Source organism: Terriglobia bacterium (assembly GCA_020073085.1).
In the GTDB taxonomy this organism is placed as follows: domain Bacteria; phylum Acidobacteriota; class Terriglobia; order JAIQFV01; family JAIQFV01; genus JAIQFV01.
Map to the genome: position 1 here is coordinate 16,429 of JAIQFV010000005.1, position 25,291 is coordinate 41,719.

General features: G+C 56.2%; 20 protein-coding genes. 10 read left to right on the forward strand and 10 right to left on the reverse strand.

Going from position 1 to position 25,291, the window contains the following annotated elements; all coding sequences use genetic code 11:
- Positions 1 to 377 precede the first annotated feature (377 nt).
- The 7 genes from LAO21_06850 to LAO21_06880 all read left to right on the forward strand — a co-directional run bounded on the left by LAO21_06850 (position 378) and on the right by LAO21_06880 (position 6,553).
- Positions 378 to 1,247 (forward strand): SPFH domain-containing protein, encoded by an 870-nt coding sequence (locus tag LAO21_06850; protein MBZ5552421.1) that lies wholly within the window; start codon positions 378 to 380, stop codon positions 1,245 to 1,247.
- A gap of 5 nt (positions 1,248 to 1,252) precedes the next feature.
- A complete protein-coding gene (locus tag LAO21_06855) occupies positions 1,253 to 1,447 on the forward strand; it encodes an Arc family DNA binding domain-containing protein (protein MBZ5552422.1) in 195 nt (64 codons plus the stop codon).
- Between the two features lie 161 nt (positions 1,448 to 1,608).
- The gene (locus LAO21_06860) at positions 1,609 to 2,013 is read left to right on the forward strand and encodes a helix-turn-helix transcriptional regulator (GenBank protein ID MBZ5552423.1); all 405 of its coding nucleotides are present in this window, start codon (positions 1,609 to 1,611) and stop codon (positions 2,011 to 2,013) included.
- Positions 2,014 to 2,047: 34 nt separating this feature from the next.
- Entirely contained in the window at positions 2,048 to 2,899 is an 852-nt protein-coding gene (gene modA / locus LAO21_06865; GenBank protein MBZ5552424.1) for a molybdate ABC transporter substrate-binding protein, read from the forward strand.
- The gene (locus tag LAO21_06870; GenBank protein ID MBZ5552425.1) at positions 2,896 to 3,726 is read left to right on the forward strand and encodes an ABC transporter permease; all 831 of its coding nucleotides are present in this window, start codon (positions 2,896 to 2,898) and stop codon (positions 3,724 to 3,726) included. The genes modA and LAO21_06870 overlap by 4 nt, the downstream gene beginning before the upstream one ends.
- Entirely contained in the window at positions 3,707 to 4,807 is a 1,101-nt protein-coding gene (locus tag LAO21_06875) for an ABC transporter ATP-binding protein (GenBank protein MBZ5552426.1), read from the forward strand. The genes LAO21_06870 and LAO21_06875 overlap by 20 nt, the downstream gene beginning before the upstream one ends.
- 216 nt (positions 4,808 to 5,023) lie before the next feature.
- Positions 5,024 to 6,553 carry a fused MFS/spermidine synthase gene (locus LAO21_06880; protein ID MBZ5552427.1) on the forward strand — a complete coding sequence of 510 codons (1,530 nt, stop codon included), beginning with the start codon at positions 5,024 to 5,026 and terminating at the stop codon, positions 6,551 to 6,553.
- Positions 6,554 to 6,675: 122 nt separating this feature from the next.
- Here LAO21_06880 and LAO21_06885 read toward each other — a convergent pair whose 3' ends face one another.
- Together LAO21_06885 and LAO21_06890 are read right to left on the reverse strand one after the other, a co-directional pair.
- Positions 6,676 to 7,137: a heme-binding protein gene (locus tag LAO21_06885; GenBank protein ID MBZ5552428.1), complete on the reverse strand. Its 462-nt coding sequence runs from the start codon at positions 7,135 to 7,137 to the stop codon at positions 6,676 to 6,678.
- 194 nt (positions 7,138 to 7,331) lie between these two features.
- Positions 7,332 to 9,047 carry a S9 family peptidase gene (locus LAO21_06890; GenBank protein ID MBZ5552429.1) on the reverse strand — a complete coding sequence of 572 codons (1,716 nt, stop codon included), beginning with the start codon at positions 9,045 to 9,047 and terminating at the stop codon, positions 7,332 to 7,334.
- A gap of 1,085 nt (positions 9,048 to 10,132) precedes the next feature.
- Here LAO21_06890 and LAO21_06895 point away from each other — a divergent pair.
- Complete coding sequence (locus LAO21_06895; protein ID MBZ5552430.1) at positions 10,133 to 10,516, forward strand: hypothetical protein; 384 nt, start codon at positions 10,133 to 10,135, stop codon at positions 10,514 to 10,516.
- Positions 10,517 to 10,731: 215 nt separating this feature from the next.
- On the opposite strand, the gene LAO21_06900 is transcribed toward LAO21_06895, so the two are convergent.
- Both LAO21_06900 and LAO21_06905 read right to left on the reverse strand, forming a co-directional pair.
- A complete protein-coding gene (locus LAO21_06900) occupies positions 10,732 to 11,145 on the reverse strand; it encodes a hypothetical protein (protein MBZ5552431.1) in 414 nt (137 codons plus the stop codon).
- Between the two features lie 14 nt (positions 11,146 to 11,159).
- Positions 11,160 to 11,477: a hypothetical protein gene (locus tag LAO21_06905; protein ID MBZ5552432.1), complete on the reverse strand. Its 318-nt coding sequence runs from the start codon at positions 11,475 to 11,477 to the stop codon at positions 11,160 to 11,162.
- Between the two features lie 183 nt (positions 11,478 to 11,660).
- Between LAO21_06905 and LAO21_06910 the strand changes: the two genes are divergently transcribed.
- The gene (locus LAO21_06910) at positions 11,661 to 12,620 is read left to right on the forward strand and encodes a hypothetical protein (GenBank protein MBZ5552433.1); all 960 of its coding nucleotides are present in this window, start codon (positions 11,661 to 11,663) and stop codon (positions 12,618 to 12,620) included.
- The gene (locus tag LAO21_06915) at positions 12,620 to 13,702 is read left to right on the forward strand and encodes an LLM class flavin-dependent oxidoreductase (protein MBZ5552434.1); all 1,083 of its coding nucleotides are present in this window, start codon (positions 12,620 to 12,622) and stop codon (positions 13,700 to 13,702) included. The genes LAO21_06910 and LAO21_06915 overlap by 1 nt, the downstream gene beginning before the upstream one ends.
- Positions 13,703 to 13,811: 109 nt before the next feature.
- Here LAO21_06915 and LAO21_06920 read toward each other — a convergent pair whose 3' ends face one another.
- From LAO21_06920 to LAO21_06945, 6 genes are all read right to left on the reverse strand, one after another.
- A complete protein-coding gene (locus LAO21_06920; GenBank protein ID MBZ5552435.1) occupies positions 13,812 to 14,939 on the reverse strand; it encodes a hypothetical protein in 1,128 nt (375 codons plus the stop codon).
- Positions 14,940 to 14,986: 47 nt separating this feature from the next.
- On the reverse strand, positions 14,987 to 15,793 hold the full coding sequence (locus LAO21_06925; GenBank protein MBZ5552436.1) for an SDR family oxidoreductase: 807 nt from the start codon (positions 15,791 to 15,793) through the stop codon (positions 14,987 to 14,989).
- Between the two features lie 235 nt (positions 15,794 to 16,028).
- The gene (locus LAO21_06930) at positions 16,029 to 22,034 is read right to left on the reverse strand and encodes an alpha-2-macroglobulin (GenBank protein ID MBZ5552437.1); all 6,006 of its coding nucleotides are present in this window, start codon (positions 22,032 to 22,034) and stop codon (positions 16,029 to 16,031) included.
- A 235-nt stretch (positions 22,035 to 22,269) separates the two neighbouring features.
- Complete coding sequence (locus LAO21_06935; GenBank protein ID MBZ5552438.1) at positions 22,270 to 22,749, reverse strand: four helix bundle protein; 480 nt, start codon at positions 22,747 to 22,749, stop codon at positions 22,270 to 22,272.
- An 85-nt stretch (positions 22,750 to 22,834) separates the two neighbouring features.
- Entirely contained in the window at positions 22,835 to 23,641 is an 807-nt protein-coding gene (locus tag LAO21_06940; GenBank protein MBZ5552439.1) for an alpha/beta hydrolase, read from the reverse strand.
- Positions 23,642 to 23,896: 255 nt separating this feature from the next.
- Positions 23,897 to 25,201, reverse strand: coding sequence for an NAD(P)/FAD-dependent oxidoreductase (locus tag LAO21_06945; GenBank protein MBZ5552440.1), 1,305 nt, complete (start codon positions 25,199 to 25,201; stop codon positions 23,897 to 23,899).
- Positions 25,202 to 25,291 lie beyond the last annotated feature (90 nt).

A 25,291-nucleotide genomic window follows, 5' to 3' on the forward strand; every position in this document is an offset into this window, starting at 1 on the left:
CGGGACCTAAACCGGATTTTATTAGGAATCCAGGAACCCGGGGAATCGGTCGTCGATGGAAGGCCCGCCGCGGCGGGATCATCCCATTCTCTACCGATGAAAGGTTTTTAACTTCCTGTATTCCTGGCCTCCTAATGATAATTTCTTTTGCTCTTGTCGGCACAAATTCTATTGATAATTTTCTAATCCTGACGTTTGTGAGATTGCCAGTCAGTAGGGATTCCTTAGAAACTTGAACCTGCATTCGGAATTCTTAATGAAGGCGAAGAGGGCAGGCGGCAGGCACCTCAGGGCATATCTGGTATCCGCCTCCACTTGACAGTTTGACAAGTAGATATCATTATGATATATATCTGATATCATTTCGAGGAGGAGCTATGATTCAGGAAAAAGAGTATCGCGGGGTAACGGGATGGTTGATGCTTGCCATCCTTCTTTTGCTGCTCGGGTTCTTGATCTACGGGCTGATCGGTGAAGTGCCCAGGGGAGAAGTGGCCCTCATCCTGGCCTACACGGCCGGTTTGATCGTCGACGTCGTGCTTTTAGCCGGCCTCTTCATTGTCAACCCGAACGAGGGGAAGGTCCTTCAACTCTTCGGGAGCTACAAGGGGACCGAAAAGATCCCGGGCCTTCGATGGGCCAACCCTTTTTACAGCAAGAGGCGGATCTCGCTGCGGGTCCGGAATTTTGAAAGCGGGCACCTCAAGGTTAACGACATCGAGGGCAACCCGATTGAAATTGCCGCGGTGGTGGTGTGGAAGGTTGTGGACTCGGCTGAAGCCTGCTTCGTGGTGGACAACTACGAGAATTATGTCCAGGTGCAGAGTGAGTCGGCGTTGCGGAATCTCGCGACAGCATACGCCTATGATTCCCACGACGAGAAACTGATGTCGCTCCGCGGGCAGACCAACGCCATTGCCGAACATTTGAAGCAGGAAATCCAGGACCGCCTGACGAAGGCCGGGGTGGAAGTCATCGAGGCGCGGATCAGCCATCTGGCCTATGCGCCGGAGATTGCCGCGGCCATGTTACAGCGCCAGCAGGCGGGCGCCATCATTGCCGCCCGTCAGCGCATTGTCGAAGGCGCCGTCAGCATGGTGGAGATGGCCCTGGATATGCTGGCCAAGCAGAAGATCGTGGAACTGGATGAAGAGCGCAAGGCCGCGATGGTCAGCAATTTGCTGGTGGTGTTGTGCAGCGAGCGCGGCACCCAGCCCGTCGTGAACACCGGATCGCTCTACCATTAATCACCGTGGCCGAACGCAAATCATTTCTCTTGCGCATGGACCCGGCGGTGATGGCGGCTCTTGAGCGCTGGGCCGGCGACGAACTGCGCAGCCTCAACGGGCAGATTGAATACCTGTTGAGGCGGGCGCTTCAAAAGGGCGGCCGCCTGCCCGCTCCGGATGGACGACCCAAACGCCGTGAAGAGGGAAGACGCGGATGAGCCGTAAGACTTGAACACCCTGACGGCAGCCAGGATGATGTGAATGGCCGCCCCCGAGGATTGTACAATCTATCCAATTTGAGTATTGCTGATCTGTATTAAATCGTATATAATCGGCGATCTGATCGGTATCGAGGGCGCAGTCCTCTTTGGGAGGGGTCATGGAGCTACTTAAACTTCAAGAGGCGGCCCAGCTCTTGAGCGTCAGCTATCCCACCCTGAAGCAATGGATTTATCGACACAAGCTCAAGTCCGTCCGGACGCCCGGCGGTCATCACCGTATTCCCCGGACCGAGATCGACCGGATCACGGGGAGCCGGCCGAGCTCGAAATCCGGGGGTCGCCGGCCGACGGGATTAAACGCCATCAGCGGGCGCAATAAGCTCCTGGGAACGGTCACCGACGTGGTGTTCGACGGACTGCTCGCGCAGGTCACCATCAACGTGGGGGGACAGCAAATCACCTCCATCATTACTCGAAATGCCTGTAGAGATCTGGGGCTGAAAAAGGGCGTCCGCGCGATTGCACTCATCAAAGCCACCGAAGTCATGGTAATCCGGGCTTGAATTCATCCGTGTTCGTCACCCATCCCACTGGACCATGAAAAGTACCGGCATCAAGCGGGCGGCTTCGCTCAGTCTACTGGTGATCTTGATCGTCGCGTTTTTCTGGGTGCGGGCCACACGTCAATTCAAGCCGGGTCATCAACGAAACGCCTCCTCCCTCAGCGTCTTTGCGGCGGCGTCGCTCAATGAAGCCTTCACCCAGCTCGCTGAAGTGTTCGAGGGTCAGAATCCCGGCCTGCGTGTTGAATTGAATTTTGCAGGATCGCAGCAACTCGCCTTGCAGATCGAGCAGGGCGCCCGGGGCGATGTTTTCGCGTCCGCAGACGAACGGTGGATGGAAACCATTCGCCGCCAGGGCTTGCTGGCATCGAGCCCGCAGGTTTTTGCGCACAACACGCTCATTGTAATCATCCCCCGGTCAAATCCGGCCCGCATCGTAAATCTTCAGGACCTGGCCCGGCCCGGTGTCAAGCTGGTCCTCGCCGCTGAATCCGTTCCGGCAGGACGTTACAGCCGGGAAGTCTTGAACAGGCTTTCTTCCCCGACCGGGTTCGGCCCTGGATATGCGCCGTCCGTGTTGAAGAACCTGGTCTCGAGTGAGGAGAATGTGAAAGAGGTTCTTGGCAAGATCCAACTGGGCGAAGCCGATGCCGGGATGGTGTACTCCTCTGACGTCACTCCCGTCAATGCTGAATGGGTCCGCACGCTGGAGATTCCCAAGGGCGCCAACGTCCAGGCCAGCTACCCGATCGCCCCTCTCAAATCCGCTTCAAACCCGCGGGCGGCCGGGAAGTTTATGGAACTGGTTTTCTCTCCGCTGGGACAGTCCATACTGCGCGAGCATCACTTGATGCCGACTAGCGAACCATTGAGGAGGACCCCATGAGTCATACGTCCGATGCTTTCGCTCTTTTCCGGCCCGGGCGCAAGGGGATGGGGATTTGGAGAGTTGCGGCAGTGCTTGCCTTGGTCCTCCTCCTCGTCCTGCTCGGACTTCCTCTCCTAAGTCTTCTCTTGCAGGTGCCTCCAGGCGAACTCTTGGCTCGCATGGGCGCGCCGGTTGTGATGACGGCATTGCGGCTCAGCCTGATTACCTCGGTCATCTCGGCGTTTGCCGTCGTTGCGCTGGGGCTTCCTGTGGCCCTATTGCTCGCCGCGAGAAAATTTCCCGGCAAACGCGTTCTGGAGGTAGTCATCAACCTGCCCATGGTTTTGCCGCCGACCGTCGCCGGATTAGGGCTCTTGCTCGCCTTCGGCCGCTCCGGTCTCGTTGGGCGGGTGCTGGCCTTCGCAGGGATAAGTATTCCATTCACTACGGTGGCGGTGGTTCTAGCTCAGACCTTTGTTGCGGCGCCGTTCTTCATAAACACAGCCCGCGCGGGATTTGAGTCCATCGAACCCAGATATCTGCAGGCCGCGGCGACCTTACGGGCGTCGCCGGTGTACGCATTCTTTCACGTGGTCCTCCCCTTAAGTTTTCATTCGCTGGTGGCTGGGGCAGCCATGAGCTGGGCGCGGGCCCTGGGGGAATTCGGGGCGACCATCACTTTTGCGGGCAACATGCCGGGACGGACGCAGACCATGCCGCTCGCGGTCTATATCGCCCTTCAAACCGATGTGCAATCCGCCGTGGCGCTTTCTGTTATCCTACTGGCCGTTTCATTTGGACTCCTCTTCGTCCTCCGGACCATGGTTGTCAATCCGGGCAAGTGAGGAAGCAGTGCTGGTCGCCGAATTTTCAAAACAGCTGATCCCGTTCCAGGTCGAGGTTTCGCTCACGGCTGAACCCGGAAGCACCTTTGTATTGGTGGGGGAAAGCGGGGCGGGGAAGACCACGATCCTGAATGTCCTGGCGGGACTCGTTCAGCCGGACCGAGGTCGAATTAGACTGGAAGATCTCGACCTTTTTCACAGTGAGCGCGGGATTGCCATGCCGGCGAACGAGCGGCCCATCGGGTACGTGTTTCAAGATTATGTTTTGTTTCCTCACCTGTCTGTTTTTGAAAACGTGGCATTCGGGCTTCGGGCGCAGGGACGGGGCGAATCCCAAGTTCGCCGCGAGACCCGAGGGATCCTTGAACAGTTGGGCATTGATGACCTCGCCGCCAGAAAGCCGCGCGAGCTATCGGGCGGGCAGAGGCAGCGGACTGCGCTGGCTCGGTCGCTGGTGTTAAAGCCGCGCCTCCTGCTGCTGGACGAGCCGCTCTCCGCCATCGATCTCCAAACCCGGCGTGAGGTGAGGACCGAACTTCGCCGTATCCTTGCCAATCTTCCTTGCGTCACTTTATTCGTGACGCACAGCCCGTTTGAAGCCATGGTGTTCGGGAATCAAGTGGGGGTGGTGGACCATGGTAAACTTATCCAGGTGGGGGACCGCGATGAACTGCTCCGACGGCCACGCTCCCGCTACGTGGCGGAGATCATGGGGGTGAACCTTTTCAAGGGCCGGGTCAGCTCGCGAGACGCGACGGGTTTGGCTGAAGTTCAAACCCCCAATGGCGTTGTCCACACCCTCAGCGAGGTCCTCAGCGACGAGATCTTTATCACCGTCGATCCTCGGGAAATCACCTTGCACCCCCTCCCGCCTTCCGGCACGGCGCAGAATGTCTTTAACGGACCCATTCTCGAGATGGTCCCGGAGCCGCCGCAGGGCGAGCGTGTACGGATTGTGCTCGGCACCCAACCTCCCCTGGTCGCCGAAATTACCGCTCACTCGGTACACACCCTTGGCCTCCGGGAAGGCTTGAGCGTCTTCGCCAGTTTTAAGGCCACCGCGGCAAAATGCTACAATTGAGCGGGCTGTTTAGCTCACACTTCACCCGTTTTGGAGTGCGGTCTGCCCTGCGGACCGCTTTGTGGAGTGGCAGAACGGGAGCGGTGGCCAGGGATACGGATTGGATTTTAGAAAGCGGTCCGCGGGGCGGACCGCACTCCAAATGAGGGATCTGTGAAGGGGAAAACAGCGGATTTGCCAAGGAAAAAGAATGTGACCCAAGGCTCGAGGGCGGAAATGAGTGTTGCCCTGCGCCGGTTTCTATATGCGACGGCGGCGATTACCGGCGCGGCCGTTCTTATTATTGAGATCCTGGGAGCCAAGATCCTGGCGCCCTATGTGGGCACGTCCCACTTTGTATGGACGGCTCAGATTGCGGTTACCCTGGTGGCACTGTCGACGGGATACTACCTTGGCGGCTGGCTGGTGGATCGCTCAACCAAACTGGGGTACCTCTATAGCTGCATCTTAGCGGCTGCGGTCTATCTCTGCCTGGTGGTGGTCATCTGTGGACCGGTGGCCTACTGGTGTCTTCAATTCAAGCTGGCATTGGGGGCCCTGCTGACCTCTGCCCTGCTCTTCCTGATCCCGCTTACTTTGCTGGGAATGACTTGCCCGTTCCTTGTGCGCATTCTCGCGCAATCGCTCACCGGCGTGGGAGGGCAGGTCGGCCGCCTGTCTGCCATCAGCACCCTGGGCAGCGTGGCGGGGACCCTTTTGATCGGTTACTTGTTGATCCCGTTTTTTCCCAATTCCGTCACCTTGTTGGCGACCGCAGGGGTATTAATCGGTGTCGCCTTAGGATATTTTCTCATTTGGGGGAGACAGGAACGGATGGGAGGGCCGGTAGCCATTGCCGTTTTGATGGGAGTGACCCTCGGGGCCATTGGCATTCTCAGAGAAAATGCAAGCCACCTCCCGGGCGTGGTCGAAATCTATCGGGCCAATTCCAATTTTGGCATCCTGCAGGTTTTTGAGCAGACAGAAACCAAGGGACGAATCTATCTCAACGATTACATGTACCAGGATGGCTACGATCCGGTCCATCAAAGGAGCCTGTTTGCGTTCACCTACATGCTTTACGGTTTGGCGCGGGCCTACAACGCCCAGGTCAAGGATGTCTTGTGCATCGGCATGGGCGTTGGGATCGTGCCGATGAAATTTGCCCGCGAGGGTGTCCGGGTGGACGTCGTGGAAATCAACCCGGCCGTCGTTCCGATGTCAGTCCGGTTCTTTGACCTCGAGCCAGACAAATTCCACCTGGTCATTGCCGATGGCCGATACTTTCTGAATCGTACAACGCACCTTTATGACGCCGTCATCCTCGATGCATTTCTGGGGGATTCCTCTCCTTCTCATCTTATGACCCAGGAAGCCTTCAAAGCGGTCCGTCGCCACCTCAAACCCGGCGGCACCCTCGTGATGAATGCCTTTCACGAAGTCGGGACCGGTCAGGACTTTCAGACGGCGTCGCTCGAAAAAACCATGAAATCCGTGTTTTCCCAGGTCCGAATTCACGGAGGAGAAGGCGGGAATGTCTACTTTGTCGCTGCCGACCGGATGGAGCTTGCGTTTGCGCATCCAATGAACCTGGACGATGTGCATCCCGACGCCTTGGAGTCCGTCAAGACCGATATCAATCACACCCTCCAAACCAATTCTGCTCATGGTCGCATTCTGACCGACGACTACAATCCCGTGGAATATTTTGATGCGGTCAACCGGGAGTTAATTCGTAAGAGATATGTTCTGTCGGTGAGACCTTAAGGATTGCACCACAGGGACGCCACGGCGCTAAGAATACGGGATCGCATTCGATGCAGATGGGACGGACACCAATTGCAAAGGGTATCCAAGGTCCAAGTGAGTAAGGTGTCTGTCCCTATTCATTATTTCAAGGCGTCGGCACCCGGTTTGGCGCATTGACTGTCCTGATCACTGCTCCCTCCCGAAACACCAATGGCACCAACTATTTTGCCGTCCATGATGAGCAGGAGCCCTCCTTCAACGGGTACCGCGCCCTCCAAGCCCAGGATGCGGAGCCCGGCGCCTCCTGCAACCAACGCGTCTTGAAACGCTTTGGTCGGGCGCTTGAACAGGGCCGCTGACCGCGCCTTGCTCAAGGCCACGTTGACGCTGCCGTTCTGAGTTCCATCCATTTTTTCGAAATAGACCAGGTTGCCGGCGGGATCAACGATTGCAGCCGCCATGGCCCAGTTGTTCTTGCGTGCTTCAGCCAACGCCGCCGCCGCCGCTTTCTTGGCGTTCTCCAGGCTGAGCGGCGTGCCATAGGGAATCGATAGTTGTGCCAGTACGGCGAAAGCAGATACCGCGAACATCAGCGTGAGCATGAGCTTATAGACAAGCTGAGGTGACATGGGAACTCCTCCCCTGGTCTTCAGACCTGGTTGGGACTTCGGTTTGGCGGCCAGCCCTTTGAATTACTCCATGTTCAGGCCATCCGGGCTGGATTCGATCCCGGGACTTTGCTTCATTCTCAACGTGGGCTACAGGATGAGAATACAAGAAATCGGTCGGCTTAGATCTATTTTAAGTTCTCGTTAAACCATGCGATCGTTCGCTTCATGATATCGAGGCGATGCTTGGGCTGGGCGATCTCATGGCCCTCGTTTTTGAATACCACTAACTGGGTCTTGACCCCCAGGGTTCTCAGAGCATGCCAAAACTCGAAAGACTGGGGTGTGGGACACTCGACATCGCCATCCCCCACCAGCACCAGCGTTGGCGTCTTGACATTCTTAATGAAAGTAATGGGAGCGCTGCGAGCATAGATGGCGGGGTCGTCATAAACCGACGCGCCAAAGAATGGAATCATCCATTGATCGATTCCATTTTCTCCATAGTAGCTTTGCCAGTTCATAATCCCCGCTCCCGCCACGGCGGCGCGGAATCGGTTCGTCTGGGTGACGCCCCACATGGTCATGTACCCGCCATAGCTCCAGCCCCCAATCCCGACCCGTTCGGGATCGATGGGGAGAGTTTTTGAAACCTCCTCCGCTCCGGCCAAAATATCCCGGAAGTCCCCATACCCAAAATCCTTCACATTGGCGCCTGTAAAATCCTCCCCGGCACCATAACTCCCGCGCGGATTGGGAAACAGCACGAAATACCCTTCACTGGAGAGGGCCGTGAAATCAAAAAAGGTGTCAGGCCAAGCCAGCCGGTGCATGTTCGATGGTCCCCCATGGACATACACCACGAGAGGATACTTTCGCTGAGGGTCGTAATCCCGCGGATAGAGCAACCAGCCTTGGACGGTCATTCCATCGCTGGTCCAGTGAGTACTCTTGGCTTCCCCCCACATCGGTTTCAGGGAGTCATTGACGTGGGTGATCTGCTTCCAGGCTCCGACTTCGCCTGCCCAGACCTCGGGAGGATGCTGGAGGGAACTGCGAATCACTGCTGATGCCTTCCCATTGCGGGCCAACGACGCACTCGTCCACCAATCGGAGGATGTGATCGTTTCGGCCCCTCGCCACAGCGTTGTGATCTGGTGTGTCGAAACGTCGACGCTCGCAATGCCGGTTTCTCCATCGACGTTTTCTTCATACAGGACCTGCTTGGAAGAGGGAAGCCAATGGAGGGAGCTGGCTGATGCCTTCATTCCGGGCGTGAGATTGACTAGACTACCCCCTTCCGCCGGAATCACGAAAACATCGCCTCCCGTTATACCCTGATCGCTCATCAATCCCCCGATAAAGGCGATGGCCTTTCCGTCCGGTGACCACCGTGGTACCGCAACCTGCAAAGGGGGCTTGAGAATTGACTTTGTCTCCCCGTTGGCCGCGGCGATCGTATAGACTTGCGCTATCCACCAGTTATTGTCTCCATCGCCATGAGCAGCCGCCGTGACGAAGTTCTTTCCGTCCGGTGACCAATCGTATTCATACACGTACAGGTCAGGAGGCGAAATTTGCCGGAACCGGGCGGAGCCGACTTCCACTGTCGCAATGCGTTGCTCGAAGATCTGATCCTCAATCACCCCTGAAACGGGTGGCTTGGCTTCTAACGGACCAGCCGACCGCGGCAGGTTTTCAGTAAAGAGGACGGCTATGGCCTTTCCGTCAGGCGACCAATGGGGGTCAACAAGCAGTCCTTTCACATGAGTCAATTGCCGAGCGGCTCCCCCTTCAGTCGGAACAACGTAGAGCTGAAATTGCCCCTTTCGTTCTTGATCTGATAGAAAGGCCAGCCGGTGGCCATCCGGCGACCAAGCCAGATCGTGTTCGCTATGAGGCATCGCGGGGTTTCCAGCTGTGATACGCCGTGGGGCCTCAGGTGAACTGAGGGCAGAAACATATATCGCCGTGTTCTCCGAAGGTTCGTGGTCTTTTCCGTGAAGTTTCTCGACCCATCCGAGGTACGCTCCATCAGGTGAAATCACAACTTCCTTGAAGGTCCTGACCTTGAACAAGGAATCCATTAGCCCGTCAATGGAAGACGCTTGGGGGTGGCGGGTTTGCGAAAGGACAGGCATCCCCAGGAACACGAACACCAAACAAGACAAGATCCCCCGAATTCTAAGTCCTCTTAACATATATACTCTCCCTCGAAATGTCCTGCGCGATGCTCTTGAGCGATTGATTGGAGCGACTGCAGAGTACAGATAAGATTCATGATTCCGGGCCACTGAGAAGCCTTGGTAAGGGCCATCCAACTTGAATCCCAAAATTCAACTGGAAGACAAATCGAGTTGAACACGGTCTCGATTCAAGGAGATGCGCCATGAATCCTTGAGTCTCGCTGTCAGATTTTTGAGCCCTTGACTAACACGGATTTATGGCGCGACCGGCACTCGACTCCTACACCCTGTGGTTGGGTAGGTTCATACCGGCCAATTGTTTAACGAAGGCTCCGAGTATACCTCGCGAAAAAAGGGGAGGCAAGCTTCGTGAGGAGAATTATTCGAAAAGTGCTTCATTTATTCTTCCATAAATCAGGCAGAAGAATGCCCAAGCGCGGTAATTGAGATGAAGCGTGAAGTTTATGTGGCGAGGGCAAGTCCTAATCTTGATAGGGGGGACGCGAAGAAAGTTCGGTCATTTCAGACGATTCGTACAATTCCCTGTCACCTTGTATTATTATGAATCACTCTGCCATCCTGGGTATTTTCGGCGTGGCGTGCTAATCAATTCAAAATCAATTATATAGATAATCTTATTCATGCTGGCCAACAACGTGCTCAGTCATAGGTGTCTCGGGTCTATGAAATGCAAGAGAAGCAGGAATAGAGCGGGAACGAAAACGGATTCATACAGTGAAAGTCTCCGGGCCTAAATGATTAGAGCGGATCGGTAATTCCGAAGGGCAAAAACGGAGGTAGTCATGAACATCAGCGAGATTTCCGAAGAAACGATCGAAAGATTCCTGCTCGAAGAGCTATCCGAAACAGAGAATGAGCAGGTTATGTGGCGCACGATTTCCAACCGGGACTTTCTGGAACGACTAAGCGCCAAAGAAGACGATATGATTAAGAGCTATCTGGTCGGAGATCTCACAGCCCAGGAAGAAGTCCGATTCGAAAAGATTTACCTTTACCATCCCCGTCGCCGGGAGCGGCTCGAGTTCCTTCAGACAGAGTTGAGAGCCTATGAAGCAGGCATGGAAAAAGAGCTGGCGGCTGAACAGCCCGCGCGCGATGTAGAGATGGTTCTGGTTCCAGTAAAACCCAAAAGAAAGATTCAACTGAAAACGAAAAGGTTGAATTAAGGATTCATTCAAAGAGGTCTGTCAACTCCTGATATGGGCAAACTCGGGCACGGTCGCAAGACGGTGCCCATTTTTTTGAACTTCAAGGAGTGATATGGTCTTCTGAGTATCGGAAGGCGATACTCTCCGCTCCCCCGAATGACCTCTGCTTCCTATTTTCCATTTGAAGACTTGTCTATAATGGGCCGGGTTCGAACGTCCGATGTCCCATGGTCTTATCTTCCCTCCAATTCCATGCCTTTTATGGGTACGTCCCAATGGGCCTCGAGGATCGCAAACCGCCTTTGCTCCTCCCGGGTATAGGTATCCTGGTCCGGGAACAGCTGCCTTTTCAATGCGTCTTCGTCAAACGGCTCATTGGCCATCGCAGCATTCTTGAAAACGATGGTTACGCGGTAATCCCAGCGCCCGTCCTCAGTGGCGTGATAACGCGGTTGGTCCATGGAGACTTTGAGTAGCCGTCCCATGACCACTTGCTTCATAAGGACCGGGTAGTGGTTCTTCTTGAAGAGCTGAAGAAATTCGTCTGCATATCCCCACTTGGCCTTGTAATAATACTCGACGACGAACGGTCTGTCAGCGCTCGAAGAGGGGGTTTGGGCCAGAGCGACCAGCGCGCTTATCCCCATCAGAAAGACTGTAATCACGACTCGCACCATATCGATTCCTCCTCACCCTTCAGGCAGAAAATGAAGGTTGTGCCCGAGTTTTTCGGAACAAGATTACCGTGAGAAGGAATTGAGGCCAAGCGGAAAAACGAGTGATCGAAATCCTGAGGGAATGCCTTCAACGCGATTGAGGGGTGAGCATTGTCCATCAAACAAGATAAATTCCAACAGACATCGACAGATGCCAATGCTTCCAGCATGGCCGGCGCTTTCTTTTCTTCATCGGGGCGTGGATCGCCTTGACAAACCCGTGAAGACGGCGTAGATTCTCGTTTTCCGAACATGGTTTTCATGTCATTGAACATGCCCACCGCGCCGTTCGTGAATACTCCTGTTGTCGGGGAGCGTGGGTGCAAGTGTATGTGCGCCGTTCACTGGAGCGGTTGGGGAGGTGCGGTAACGTAATAAATCGCAGCCTACTCAAGGAGATTTCAAGGCCGCTCCGGATGAGCGGCCTTTTTTTATGGAGAATAATGATGACCAAACTCAAACGGCCCATTGCCATCTATCACGAACATCCCGATTGGTTTCGACCCCTTTTTGAGGAATTCGACCGCCGGGGAACTCCGTATATCCGGATAGACGCTCGCCAGCACCAGTTCGACGTTGCTTCGCGGGACGGCGAGTACTCATTGTTTTTCAATCGGATGAGTCCTTCGGCCTACACCCGGGGGAACGGTCACGGGATTTTTTACACCCTCAATTTCCTCGCTCACCTCGAACGGTTAGGGGTCAGGGTGGTGAACGGCTACAGGGCCTTTACCGTGGAGACCTCTAAGGCGCAACAACTTTCCCTGCTCGAATCGCTGGGTCTTACTTATCCGCGAGCGCGGGTGATCAATCATCCAGCCGAAGCGGCGCAAGCTGCCGAGGGCCTGCGTTTCCCGGTGGTGGTGAAGCCCAACCTGGGCGGAAGCGGTGCCGGCATTGTCCGTTTTGACCGCTTCGAGGACCTCTCCCGCGCGGCGGTGGAAGGTCGGCTGGCATTGGGACTCGATCAGACCGCCCTGGTGCAGGAATATATTCCAGCGCGAGGAGGGTTCATTACCCGGGTTGAGGTTCTGGGGGGGAAGTATCTCTATGCCATTAAGGTTTACTTCACCGGTGACAGTTTCAACCTCTGCCCCGCCGACATCTGCCAGACGACGGAGGGGGTGGAACTCGCGCGCTCCGCGTGTCCGGTGGATGCCCCCAAGAACAAGATGAAGGTGGAAGCGGTCACGCCGCCGCGGGAGGTGATCGAAGCCGTGGAGCGGATCATGCAAACCGCCGGGATAGAGGTGGGGGGCGTCGAATATATCGTCGACGACCGCGACGGGAAGCTGCTCTATTACGACATCAACGCCCTGTCAAACTTCGTTGCCGATGGACCGCACGTTGTTGGATTCAATCCATACGCGCGCCTGGCCGACTTCTTGGAAACGGAGGCCCGCTGATGCGTTACGGATATTGGCTTCCAGTGTTTGGCGGTTGGCTGCGGAACGTCGAGGACGAGGGGATGGAACCGACGTGGGAGTACAACAGCCGGCTGGCGAGGCGCAGCGAGGAGATCGGGTTCGACCTCACCTTGATCGCTGAACTGAATCTGAATGATATTAAGGGGATTCACGCTCCTGCCCTCGACGCCTGGTCGACGGCGGCCGCGCTGGCCGCGGTGACCCGGAGGCTGGAATTGATGGTCGCGGTCCGCCCCACTTTCCATCTGCCCGCGCTGCTGGCCAAGCAGGCGGCAAACATCGACCGCATCAGCGGCGGCCGCCTTTCACTCAATGTGGTCTCTTCATGGTGGGCGGATGAAGCGAGACAGTACGGGGTTCACTTTGAGCAGCATGATGATCGCTATGCGCGAACCGCGGAGTGGCTTCAAGTGTTGAACGGCGTATGGAGCCGTGACCATTTTTCATTCACGGGCAAATACTATCGGGTCGAGGACACGGTGTTGCAGCCCAAGCCCGTTTCACGCCCACGCCCCACCCTCTATGCGGGCGGCGAGTCTGAAGCCGCAAAGGAGCTGATCGCCGGGGAGTGCGATGCCTACGTCATGCACGGGGATCCCCCGGAGCGGATCGCACACAAGATCGCCGACCTTTCGTCGCGCCGCATGCGAATGAATTTGCCTCGTATGAAGTTCGGGGTGGCCGCCTATGCCATCGTGCGGGATACGGAAGAGGAAGCGCGGCAGGAACTGCGTCGGATCACTGACGTGAAGCAGAGTGCTGCCGGGTATGGGAACTACCAAGAGTGGCTGGCAGGGACCCAACTGGAGCAGAAGGTTTCTTTGGAGGATTATTCGGTGTCGAACCGGGGCCTGCGGTCGGGTTTGGTGGGGACGGCCGAGCAAGTCCGGATGAGAATCGCGGAGTTCGAGGCAGCGGGCGTGGATCTGTTGCTGCTGCAATTCAGCCCGCAACTGGAAGAGATGGAACGCTTCGCCGAGACCGTCATTTCTCGTGGAAGTTCCTTAAGCCATGAGAGGGCGACCCTTGATAACACATGGCAGGCAAGCATGGGGAGCTAATACGGGAAATAGCATGCCAAATGGACAGGGGATCAGGAAGGCAAGTCGCCCTCCAGGACCATCTCTGGATCTCAAGCGGGGGCAACCGAGCTAAAGACTGAACAATCCGCTAATGCTTTTCTGTTGCTTCAGCCATCAGCCCTTCCAGCCACACGTCTTGATCCATGATGCGAGTTTTCCATCTCGGCCGCAGTCGGTCGAGCAAAAAGGCCTGCGCCATGCCCGAGTAATAAAAACGGATATCTCCTTGCCGGGCGGACTGCATCCGCATGTTCATGAGTTCTTTCGACCATTGACCGGGAAAAGTCTTGTACTTCTGAAAATCGGGATCGACAGACAATTCCGGCAGCGGTACGTAATCCCGGTTCAAAGACGCCTCGCGCCAGACCGCCAATTCGATGTACTTGGCAAGGCCCTCCAACCACTCCATGTGGCGCTCATAGTTCATCATCGAGACGTCCAACCCGTGCCGCTGGCGCCTTTCGCGTCGCGCGGCCAGGAACTCTCGGGCCAGGCTGGCCTCTTCCTCGTCCGAACTTGCATTCACCGCCCGGGCCAAGAGCGTCAGCTCCAATTTCCATGATTTCTGCAACTCGGAATTCTCCCACGGATAGTTCGTCTCAACCCGATACGCCTTCCTCGCCTCGGCAAAACGGTCCGGAGCCATCCCTGCCTGGAAGGCGTGAAAGGATTCGTGCAGCAGGATCGCAATATGGAAGTCAGAGCTATTGAGGTTGAACAGTCGCATGGGCAGACGGTAAGGAAACACCGGCTTCAGGAATCCCGGGATGTGATCCCGCAAGTTGTTCGCAAAGGATATCTGCATCCACTCCTTGGTGGGCAGGCTCGCTGCCCAGCGATTGCCGATCGGTACGGCAAAGGCCACGCTCTCCGGATTGTGAATTCGATAATAGGGATTTCCCAGGAAAGTGTCCCCGGAAACCTGTTCCCAGCCGGGAGGTGGATTGGGATCACCCACGAGGAAACCATATTGCTCGTTGCGGGAGAGAAAGGGGATCTCCGCCCGGCCCCAATCCGGCCAGAGAGATTCGCCGACAGTCTGTTTCAGGTGGAGCGCCTCCGCAAGAAATGACTTCTCCTGTGGGTCGAGGCGATCAATGAACCTGGAGTGAGCAGGAAGCCCCCGATTGCTCAGGAACGACACGCCCGCGGCAGCGAGAATCAGGATGAACAGAATGAGTATGCCAGTCCTTAGTATCCGTCGGATCTTGCCCAAGATGTCCCTCCCTGCGGTATCCATGAAAGGCCACAAAGGATTACTGACTACCTCTGAGCCAGTGCCGACATAAACCCCCCGGATCCCAGCAAGGATTGGCCTCCATCACAAACGTACACGGCCCCGGTGATGTAAGCGGCAGCGTCGGAGCACAGAAACAAGGCCAGATCGGCAATTTCGTCTTTGGTTCCAAAGCGCTGAAGGGGGATCGTTCGACTGAGCTTCTGTTTGATTTCTTCCGTGGGACTCAACCGGCGCATCCCTTCGGTATCGGCAATGGGTCCCGGGGCGATCGAGTTGACGCGCACCCCCGCTTTTCCCCACTCAATCGCCAGCGTCCGGGTCAGCATGTCCACTCCCGCCTTGGCGGCGCAGACATGCGATTGCATGGCAACAGGAATGAACGCATGGGTGGCGGAAATGCTGACGATCGAGGCGCCGGGTTTCCTCAAATGCTCATACGCGGCGCGGCAGGTGTTGAATGTTCCAAGCAGGTCGATGTCAATCACCGATTTGAAGCCGTTGGAAGACATGCCGAGGGACAGGGCAGGAAAATTCCCCGCCGCGCCACAGAGCAGGATATCAATTTCGCCAAAGTCGTCACGGGCTTTTTTCAGCGCGGATTCGAGGGCCGGGTAATCGCGCACGTCGGCGGCATACCCCGACGCGATTCCTCCCTGGGCTTTAATGGAGGCAGAAGCCTGATCGAGTTTGTCCCGGGTACGTCCCAGCAGGGCGACCTTGGCGCCGTGTTCCGCAAATCGTTCCGCAATGCGGAGGTTGATGCCGCTGCCTCCGCCGGTTACAAATGCCACCTTGCCTTTCAGTAGATGATCTCGAAAAGTACTGGCCATGGGGAGTGCTCCTGAGGGGCTTGAGATTTGATTCGGCAGAAGGCGGTTCGACAAGGGGCTATGCTAACATGATTAATACTCAAGAAAGGGTGGAATTACACCGGGGAGACGCAGAGGGGTTACCTACGCATTGTCGCGGTCGGTCCGATGGCTGAGACCGTCGTGTCCTAAGGCGTGGCAATGCCAGGCGGCTAATTCTGAATTTCTCTGCGGACTCCGCGCCTCCGCGTTGAGATCATTTGCTCTCTTCTTTTCGGTCTACGACCGTGATCCGGACCTCGCTGCCATTGGTCCGGATCTCGGGTACGTACATCGCGTACCCGAGCGTCGGCAAGGCATGGAATTTTCCCGGCGCCTCTGCCCGCAAATCGTACCGGATCTCCCAGATCCCCTGGGGCAGCTTGTCAATGAACAGTGCTACCTTGCGATCGCGCAGCTCCTGATACACCCAGCGCGACCGGCCGGTATAAGAAGATTCAGATTGAAGAGATGAACCCTCTCCGACTTTGGACTTTGGACCTTGGACTTTGGACTGTTCTTCTAGGGCGCCGGCCTTCAACTCCTTCGCATATATCGGCTCCCCACTTCGAACTTGAACGGCCTCCAGACCCGCGGGCTTGAGGTCTTCAAAGACAAGATACTCATAGTTGTTCTTCGCTTCAATGGTTAGGACGGTCTGCACCCGATCGCCGCTGGTGACCGATTCCCCGTCATTGAGGGGTTGCCGGTCGTACACATAGCCTTTCAAGAGCGTGGGATGTCCCACCAGTTTGTAATATTGGCGGCGAACAAAGATTTCGTTGCCGGCGGCGGGAATGGGCTCTTCGAGGCTGAAATAGCGGGTCTGAACGGAAAAATAGAGGGGGCTGTTTCCGCTCTTCCGCTTGATGCGAATTTCGTTGGCCCCGTCGACAAGGTCCTTTGCATCCACCGGGAATTGAGACGGGGCGGTCAGGGCGTCGTCCGGGGTGATTTGTTTGGTGGCGATCATGTGACCGTTAACGGAAAGCTCGTATTCGACTTCGGGATGCAGCTCCCCGCTGGATCTCAAATAATCGGTGAGTGAAAGAATCGTGATGGCGGTGTCGCGTGTGCTATTCCACTGCGCGCCCCTGCGATTCTTGATCAGCCAGTTGGTCACCGGCTCCACGAGCTTGTTCTGCGGATCGATGGCCAGCAGCGCTCGCAAGGCGAAAGAGGTGGCTTCGACGCCCCCGTCGGACCACCGCCAGTAAATCCCATCCTCTCCCCAATGGGCCGTGGGGATGACGCCTTTTTCAGAGTCCTGGCCGCCTTTTTGGATGATGGAAAGATCCGGCCGGGTATCAATCTTGACGCCATTCTCAAGGTTGCGGATTAACGTTTTAGCTTGATCTGTGTAACCCAGATGGTTGGCGCTCAGGGCCAACAACGACCGGGTGTAGGCGTTGAGCGGGTCGCGGTTCTTCCAGAGATTGTCGAAGGCCTTGGAAACCGGAGAGGCGATCTTGGAGAGTTTCATGGAATGATAGTAGGTCGATACCGCATGCAGCATCCACGCCTGGAGATCATAGTTGTTTTCCTGCTCGACGAGGGTTTTCTGCAAATAGTCGACGCCACGATCCAGCACCTCCGGTTTTAACTTAATGCCGGCGTCGCGGGCGAGGGTCAGGCCCCACACGATATAGGCGGTCATAAATGGATCGGTGTCGCCGTCCTTCCACCAACCCCAGCCGCCATCCGAGTGCTGAAAATCATAGAGACGCTTCAAGCTTTGCTGGGTGACGTCATCCAGAAGCTGGAGGTCATTCGAGCCGCGGGGGTGAGTCTGTGCGGCAAATTCCTGCTCGACCCCTCCGAACACTTTACCCATGACCAATTCAGGCCGCAGTCCCAGATCCTTCAAGGTCTTTGCCACGACCACGGCGGGAAGGAACCGGCTCATGGTTTGTTCCGTACAGCCGTACGGATAGTCGATGAGGTAGGGAAGGGCATCGAGCATGGTAACCGCCATGCTGGGGGCCACCTGAACGGTCATCACTGTGGATTCCGGTTTGCGGTCTTTGGGTACGTCGAGCTTGACGGTGATCTCATCCCCGCGCATCTTGCCGGACTTCGCAATGAATTTCTCAATGCCGTGCTCATAAATAGGGAAGGATTTTTCCATTGCATCGGCATAAGCCCCGCCGCGTCCCGTGACTTTGAGCTTGGCTTCACCGGGCTTTTGGACGGACACAATCCAGTCGGCCCTCGCCTCGCCGTTGGCAGGAATTTGAACCGGTGCCTGCTCACCCTTGACGGGAGAACCCTTGACGACGATGCCTGTCACGACAAGGCCCTGGGCATCGAGAGATGGGGTGACCGTCATAGGTTTATCGGTATTGTTATTCATCACAGCAGAGATGGTGACCTGATCACCCACAAGGAAGAACCGAGGTGCCTGCAAGCGCACAATCAAGGGCTGCTGCGTTCTAGTCGTCGACGAGGCAATGCCGAACTGGTTCGCCTCGCTCTCGACGCGCGCAGTGGCCTTCCAGGCGGTTAAGGAATCAGGGAACTTCACTTTGACGGTCGCCTTGCCATCTTTGTCGGTCACCACGTCGGGTTGCCAAAAGACCGTGGCCCGGAAATCAGTCCGGACTTGGACGGCGGGTTCCACTCCGGGCGTACCAGGCGGGGGAGGCGGTGGGGGTGGTGGCGCAGCAGAAGGTGTTTTTAGAGCCCCTTCAGCCAATTGGACAAGGTTTGTAACTTTAGAAGCAGCCCCCATGGATTCGAAGACCATGACTTTGTCTCCGGCCTGCATCCTTCCATTCTTCGAAACCAACCCGCCAATGACTCCGCCAAGCCTCCCACCGCCAACGCCGCCTCCCATCCCGGTACCGAATTCAGCTTTAAATTTGTCGAGTCTATCCTCCGCCAGCTGGCGCTCATCCACCAGTTCTTTGTCGGGGCCTTCGACCAGCTTCGTAAAGCTTTTTTGGTTAAACGTGCTTTCATTTTGAATACGGTTGTATCGTTTGGTCCCGTAGAAGAACTGGCGCGGATCTCCCGCATAATCCTGTTGAATGTAGTAAACCGATTCATCGACCAGCCCCAACCCCACCTCGGCAGCGATGGGTTTCCCATCAAAAGTCCGGGTGGTGACGACGAGGGTGCCTTCCTCGCGCGGCTGGTACTGCTCGCGATCGGCCTTCACGTCGACGGTGAGAAACTGTTGCACCGGCGGGATGACGATCTGTTTGGTGTCGAGAGAAATTTCTCCTTCATTCACCATCGTGGCGCTGAGGAAGATATTCGGCACGTGCCTTTCTTCGATGGGGATTTCGAGAAGTTTTGCCGTCCCGGTCACATGGACCAACTGGTAGCTGTACAGATCATCTCCTTCAATACTGAAAAGAACATAGCGGTTATTGGTGGGCACATTCAACAGAATGGGCGCCCTCTGTCCAACCTGAAAGGTATCTTTATCTGCAATGATCTCGACCCCGCCGTGGCGATAGCCGAGCTCCGTGGTCGAGTCCTTGCACACCCACACCGTGGTTTGGGCCTTAATCGGAGACCCGTCTTTATCCCTGCTGCTCCAGGCGATCTGATAGTAGCCGTCGCGGGCTGGCGTAAACGTGAGTTCCGCCTTGCCCTCCGCATCTGTCTTAACAGTCTGTTTCAGGATGTCCTCATGCTGGTAGCCGCGAAACTTCAGCCGCCACGACCTGCCGCCCGAGCCGGGCGGGGGAGGGAAGAAAGGCCACTTCCGGCGCTGAATAGTCAACTCGTCCCCTTTGACTTCCTTTCCCGTGGGATCAATCCAGATTTCGTACCAGTAATCCCTCGTAACTTTCACCGTGCCTTCGACCTCGACTGGCTGCTCATTAGCGTCGAGGGCCTTCACATCGACGGTGACTTTGTCCTGCGGGCGATAGAGGTTGTGTTGGGCATGGGGATACACGTAGTACCGCTGCCGGGTAACGCGGACCGTGCCGCTACCTTCGATTTCGCGGCGGGAGGCGTCGGTGACGCGCGCTTCGATGAAATATTCATAATCCTGCTGGTCCCCGCGCGGTGTGTCAAAGGTGAGTGAGGCCTTGCCAGAGGCATCGGTCTTGATGGTCTCGCGCTTGATCACCTGACCTTGCCGGCCTCCATAGTACTGGGATCGTCCGGTCATATCCTCGTAATACCAGGGAAAATCGTGGGGGGGATTCCACCCGTGGTAAAACAGGTTCTGGTGGACGAGCACTTCAACCGAGGCATCGCTGACCGGGCCGCCGAAGTAATAATCCGCCTGGATGTTGACTTCGACCGACTCACCGATACGGAATGATTTCTTCTTCCCGTTCTCTTCCGGTGTTTGGACGCTGACCTTGAATTCCGGGAGCTTATATTCCTCCAGCCGGAACAGGTTGGCCGATCCGACCTGGTGCCTTCGCCCTTCGTCCCAGAAGGTCACACGGTAAACGCCCAAAGGCATGGCCTCGGTCAGCTCCAGCGATCCCCAGGCGCTCCCGAAGGTATTGAGGGTGATTTTGCCTTCCTTCACCTTGGCCCCGCGGGCGTCAGTGATCTGGAATTCAAGGGTTTGGTTGGCGGGCGTCGAATAGACAGAGCCGTTGTAACGGCGTGCGATGAGTTTCCAATGAGCATCTTCTTTGGGACGGTATGCAGGGCGGTCGGTAAACACATAGACCCGCCAGGGTTGGTCCTGCCGCCCGTAAGAATAGGAATTGCCCAGGCTGAAGGCCTGCCGGTCACTGATGATGGCGCTGACGAAGAGTTGGAGATTGTCGTGATTCCTCGTCATATCAAAGACCGCAATCCCATCGGCATTCGTTGGTTTAGCGAATTTCTTGCTGATCCACATGCGGTTTTGATAATCGTACGAGTTTTCCCACAGGGTCACGTTGGCTTCCGCGATGGGAGCGCCGTCGAGTGCGCTGCAGAAATAGACGAGCGCTTGCTTGCCGGTCGTCTTCAACACCAGGGAAGTGTCCGTGACTAGAATCAAGTCGCGGACACTCATCGCCCCTCCTGCCGCCTTAAGAATGTAAGCTCCCACTGGGAGTTTGGTTTCCAGACGGACCAGCTCAGAGCCAGGTCGATAGTCTCCCTTGTCCCGGGTCTCTTTGGACCATGATTTCAGGGGCTGATGCGCGTCCAGGTTGATCGACTCAATCCATCCTCGGACCCACTGGCCGCTGACCATCTCAACATCGCGCGTAAGATCCACTTTATAAAGTTTGAATTCAATCGTTTTGACATTGCGCCAGTTCAGGTTGAACTGGATCTCTGAGCCGGGAAGGAAGAAATTTGAAACAAAAACGCCAACACTTGGGTTCGTGATACTTTTAATCTGCTGCGTCGCTGGCTCGAAGTAACGCGATTCGCCCTTCTGGTATTCACTGACGAGCCGCCGGTACAATTCCAATGCTCGGACATAGTCTGGTTCGTTTCTTTCCTGGCCCTCTTCATCTACTGCGACGCGGCCGTTGTTTTCGAGCCACTGGGCGTATTGAAACAGCGCATCGTCATACCAATCGTTGGATCTTCCTGCTTGAATAGCCCCCTCAAATTCTTCAGGAATCCGGCGCCGCTGATTCGTGTCGGCGGCCTGCGAGCGAAGCGTCATGGCCAGCAGATAGTGCGCCTGAGCCTTGTCATCCGCGGTCTTGGCGATCTTGAGGGCATTTTCCAGGACATCAAGGGGCACGTTTAGACCGTAATTGCCATACGAATAGTAACGGCCGACTAAGGAGGGCCGTGTCATTTTCCAGACCAATTTCAGATAGCGATTTCGCGCGGTCTCAATGTCCGCGGAGCCTGCCCACCAGTCCAACGCCTGCTGATAGTGCGGCCAGGCCTGTCCCCAGTCGGATAGGTTAGGTCGAGTCCACCAGAAATCCCCCAGGGATTCCTGCACTTCGGCCCACACCAAGTCCCGATCCTCGGGGCGTTGAATGTCGCGCACGAGCACTTCAAGTTGATGACGTGCTTGATCGAGCTTGGTCGTGTCGGCGGTTTGGGTGGCCGCCTGCGAGCGCCATAGCGTGTCCGCCAGGCGGAAGTCGACCCATCGCTTCTGGGACGAAGAGAGATATGACGCACTCGCCTGAACATAGCGCTCATAGGCCCGCGCGTATGAGCCCTCAGCGTATGAGGATTCGGCGTCACTTTTCAGCTTTTCGTAGTCGGGGGTCTGAGCGTAGAGCGAAATCAGGCCAAGAGTCAGCGCAAACAGCAGAACGAATGTCGTGAAGGGTTTCATCGCGGCCTCGCAAGTGGCAGAAAAGGGGAGTTCTTAAATCAGAATTCACGGACCTTATGGGTACAGAACATGGGCCCCGGTGCCTCTGCCCGGTCTACCGATTTTTGGAAAGACGGGTAATTCTTTCTAAATACCGTCAACACTGCCTACTGTCTCTTTAGATGCATTTGCGCCCCAAAAGTTCCCGAACAAAATAAAAGGGCTAGAGTAAGCCCTTCTCTCGCTCGAGATCACCTCAAACTTTTTGATGTTGGACCCTTTTGAGCTCCTCCATGAAGGAGTTGATCTCGCGCTGGCGGTCAAACTTCTGTTTGCTTTGGGATGACAAATACCGTTGGCCCTTAATATTGGAGTTTTGAAGACTGTCAGCAGAAGCACGAAGCTGCCTTGAGATTGATTCCGACAACGATGTGAGATCTGAGATTTCAGTTTTGAGATGGGTGAAGGCTGCAAGGCGGTCCATTAAGCAGAGCATAGACCGGACCTCGCCAGCGGAGCCGCGGGCAACATAAAGAAATGTTAAAAGCTCCTGAGTCGTCCCTCGCTCGAATCCTTCTGCAATGTTATTCGAAACGGACAGGGCCGCTCGCTCAATTTGGCTCCTCAAGTCTCCATACGGCTTCTGGTGATCGACTTCAAATATCAGGAAAGCCTTCTTGGCCAAATTAATTGCCGATTCCCACACGGGTAGGCCTTCAAACCGCTTGTATTTCATGATGATTCCTTGGAGTCCTTCTGCGGGGGAGGAGTTGGACTTCTGTTGTTCCTTCGCTTGCGATTTGATTATCGAACATGAATTGCTAATTGCCAAACAAATGTCTCTTGAACCAAGCCACCGTCCGTTGAATGACCTCGTTCTCCCAAGTAATCGAGGTATAGGTATGGTTGGCGCCTCCAATAATGACCTTTTCTTTGACAGCTGCCCCTGCCGAACTGAGAAATTCCTCCGCATCGGAGAGAGGAACCACCTCGTCCTTTCCAGGCTGAAGGATGAGGGTGGGTCCTTTGAAGGCGGTGAGGGCGGCGAGAGGATTGACCTTGAGCATATCTTCAAGGAACCGGGTTGATACCTCGCGGGCGTCATACTCCAAGTTGCCCTGCGCGCTGGGGATCGCTTTCCCTGATCTCACAATCGCCCTGCGAAGGCGTTCCGTGTGAGCCACCGCGCTCCACAAGACCAACGCCCGGGCCTGCACCGGGCTGGCTATGCTTGCGGCGACGGTCCCTCCGAGCGAGAGGCCGGCCAGCCCGATGCGGTCAGTGGCGATCCCTTTTTGCGCTCGAAGGAACGTCACTGCGTCCTCGGCATCAGCGATCTCGCCCTGCAAGGTCATGTCTCTGAATGTTCCTTCGGATTCTCCCGACCCGTAAAAGTCAAACCGCAGGGCAGCCATGCCTGCCTGTTGGAGGGCCCGGGCGCACTTGACAAAGATCCAGTGAGACTCGATACGGTCTCCCGTGAATCCATGAAAGAACACGACACCGGGAACAGGTCCGATGCTCTTCACATCGGGCCAATGAATCATTCCGCGTAACCACTTTCCATCGCGATTCTTGAATTGCACCACGGTTTCCATGGGAGGGCGGTTCCTTTCGCTCTGTTTCATATCGGCCTTCGGTTTATTGGGTGTGGCGGTCTTGTGCAGCTGAGCATGAACGGGGTGCGCTATCATCCAGGCAAACAGAAGGAATAAAGAAGAAGGCCCTTTTATCCGCATTTGACTTCTCCACTCAGGCATCGGTCGTCGGATTTCTTTAGCGGCAGCATCATACGGGTTCGAGGCAGGTTTGAGCCGGACCAGGAATTGCGAAAGACCACAGGTCGGCGAATCGCCTCGGGCTTTTTCCGATCCGTTATTAAACTATTGTGCCTGCCCGCTTTTCCGAAGAGGAGGCAGGGTATCCTTTCCCGTTATCAGGCGCGCAGCCCGATTCTGCGTGAAATAATTCCAGGCCCACTGTACGAAGACGAGGAGCCGGTTCTCGAATTCCACAATATACATGAGGTGAACGAAGAGCCAGGTCAGCCACGCAAAGTATCCGGAAAAACGGACGCGGCCAAAATCGGCGACGGCTGCTGCCCGGCCAATCGTGGCCAAACTGCCCTTGTCCCTGTAAACAAAGGGGGGCATCGTCTTGCCTTGGAGTCGGCGCGCGATCACCTTGGCCACGTAACGCCCCTGCTGCATCGCAACGGGTGCAACCCCGGGCAACGGTTTTCCGGTTTGATGACTGAAGTTGGCGAGGTCCCCGATGACAAAGATTTCCGGATGACCTTTTATGGTGAGGTCGGGTTCGACCACCACCCGACCCACCCTGTCAAGTGAGGCACTCGTGGCTGATGCGATCTTGCGGCCCAGGGGGGATGCGGCGACGCCTGCGGCCCAGAGGACAGTGCGTGTGGGGATCTTTCTTTCCTCGTTGCCGCACCGAATCTGGACCGAATCCTCATCAATTCCTGTGACGACGGCGTTGGTTTGAACCGTCACGCCCAAACCCGCCAGGGAGCGCACGGCATCCGAGGACAGACCGGCCGGATAAGTGGGCAGGATGCGGTCATTCCCCTCGAGCAGGAGGATCCGCGCATCAGCGGGATTAATGGATCGGAATTCATGCTTGAGTGTATCGTTGGCGATTTCTCCCAGGGCGCCCGCCAGTTCGACGCCGGTGGGCCCACCCCCCACGACGACAAACGTCAGGCGGGACCGGATTTTTTCCGGATCTGACTCTCGCTCGGCTTCTTCAAACGCCAACAGGATGCGTTTCCGGATCTCTGTGGCGTCCTCGATCGTCTTCAAGGCCGGCGCGACAGCCTCCCATTGCGGGTTGCCGAAGTAATGATGTTGGGCGCCGGTTGCAACAACGAGGGTGTCGTAAGGAACATCTCCCTTGCGAAGCAGGACGCGATGCCCGGCGGCATCGACGTCGATCACTTCATCCAGTAACACACGCACATTTCTCTGACGCTTGAGGATGCCGCGCAACGGTGTCGCAATGTTCGCAGGGGACAGTCCTCCGGTCGCCACTTGATACAGGAGCGGTTGAAACAGGTGGAAGTTGCGCCGGTCAATCAACGTGACTTGCACGGATGCGCGCTTCAGCGATTGCGCGGCAAGGAGGCCGCCAAACCCACCCCCGATGAGGACAACGTGATGTAGATTCTCCATCGGACTTCATCCTAGTCCCAGAACCCCGAGCGTGTATGGACGGGTGGGGGAGAAGAGTCTCCCCCCCCGCCTTGAATTGGGCATGCCCAA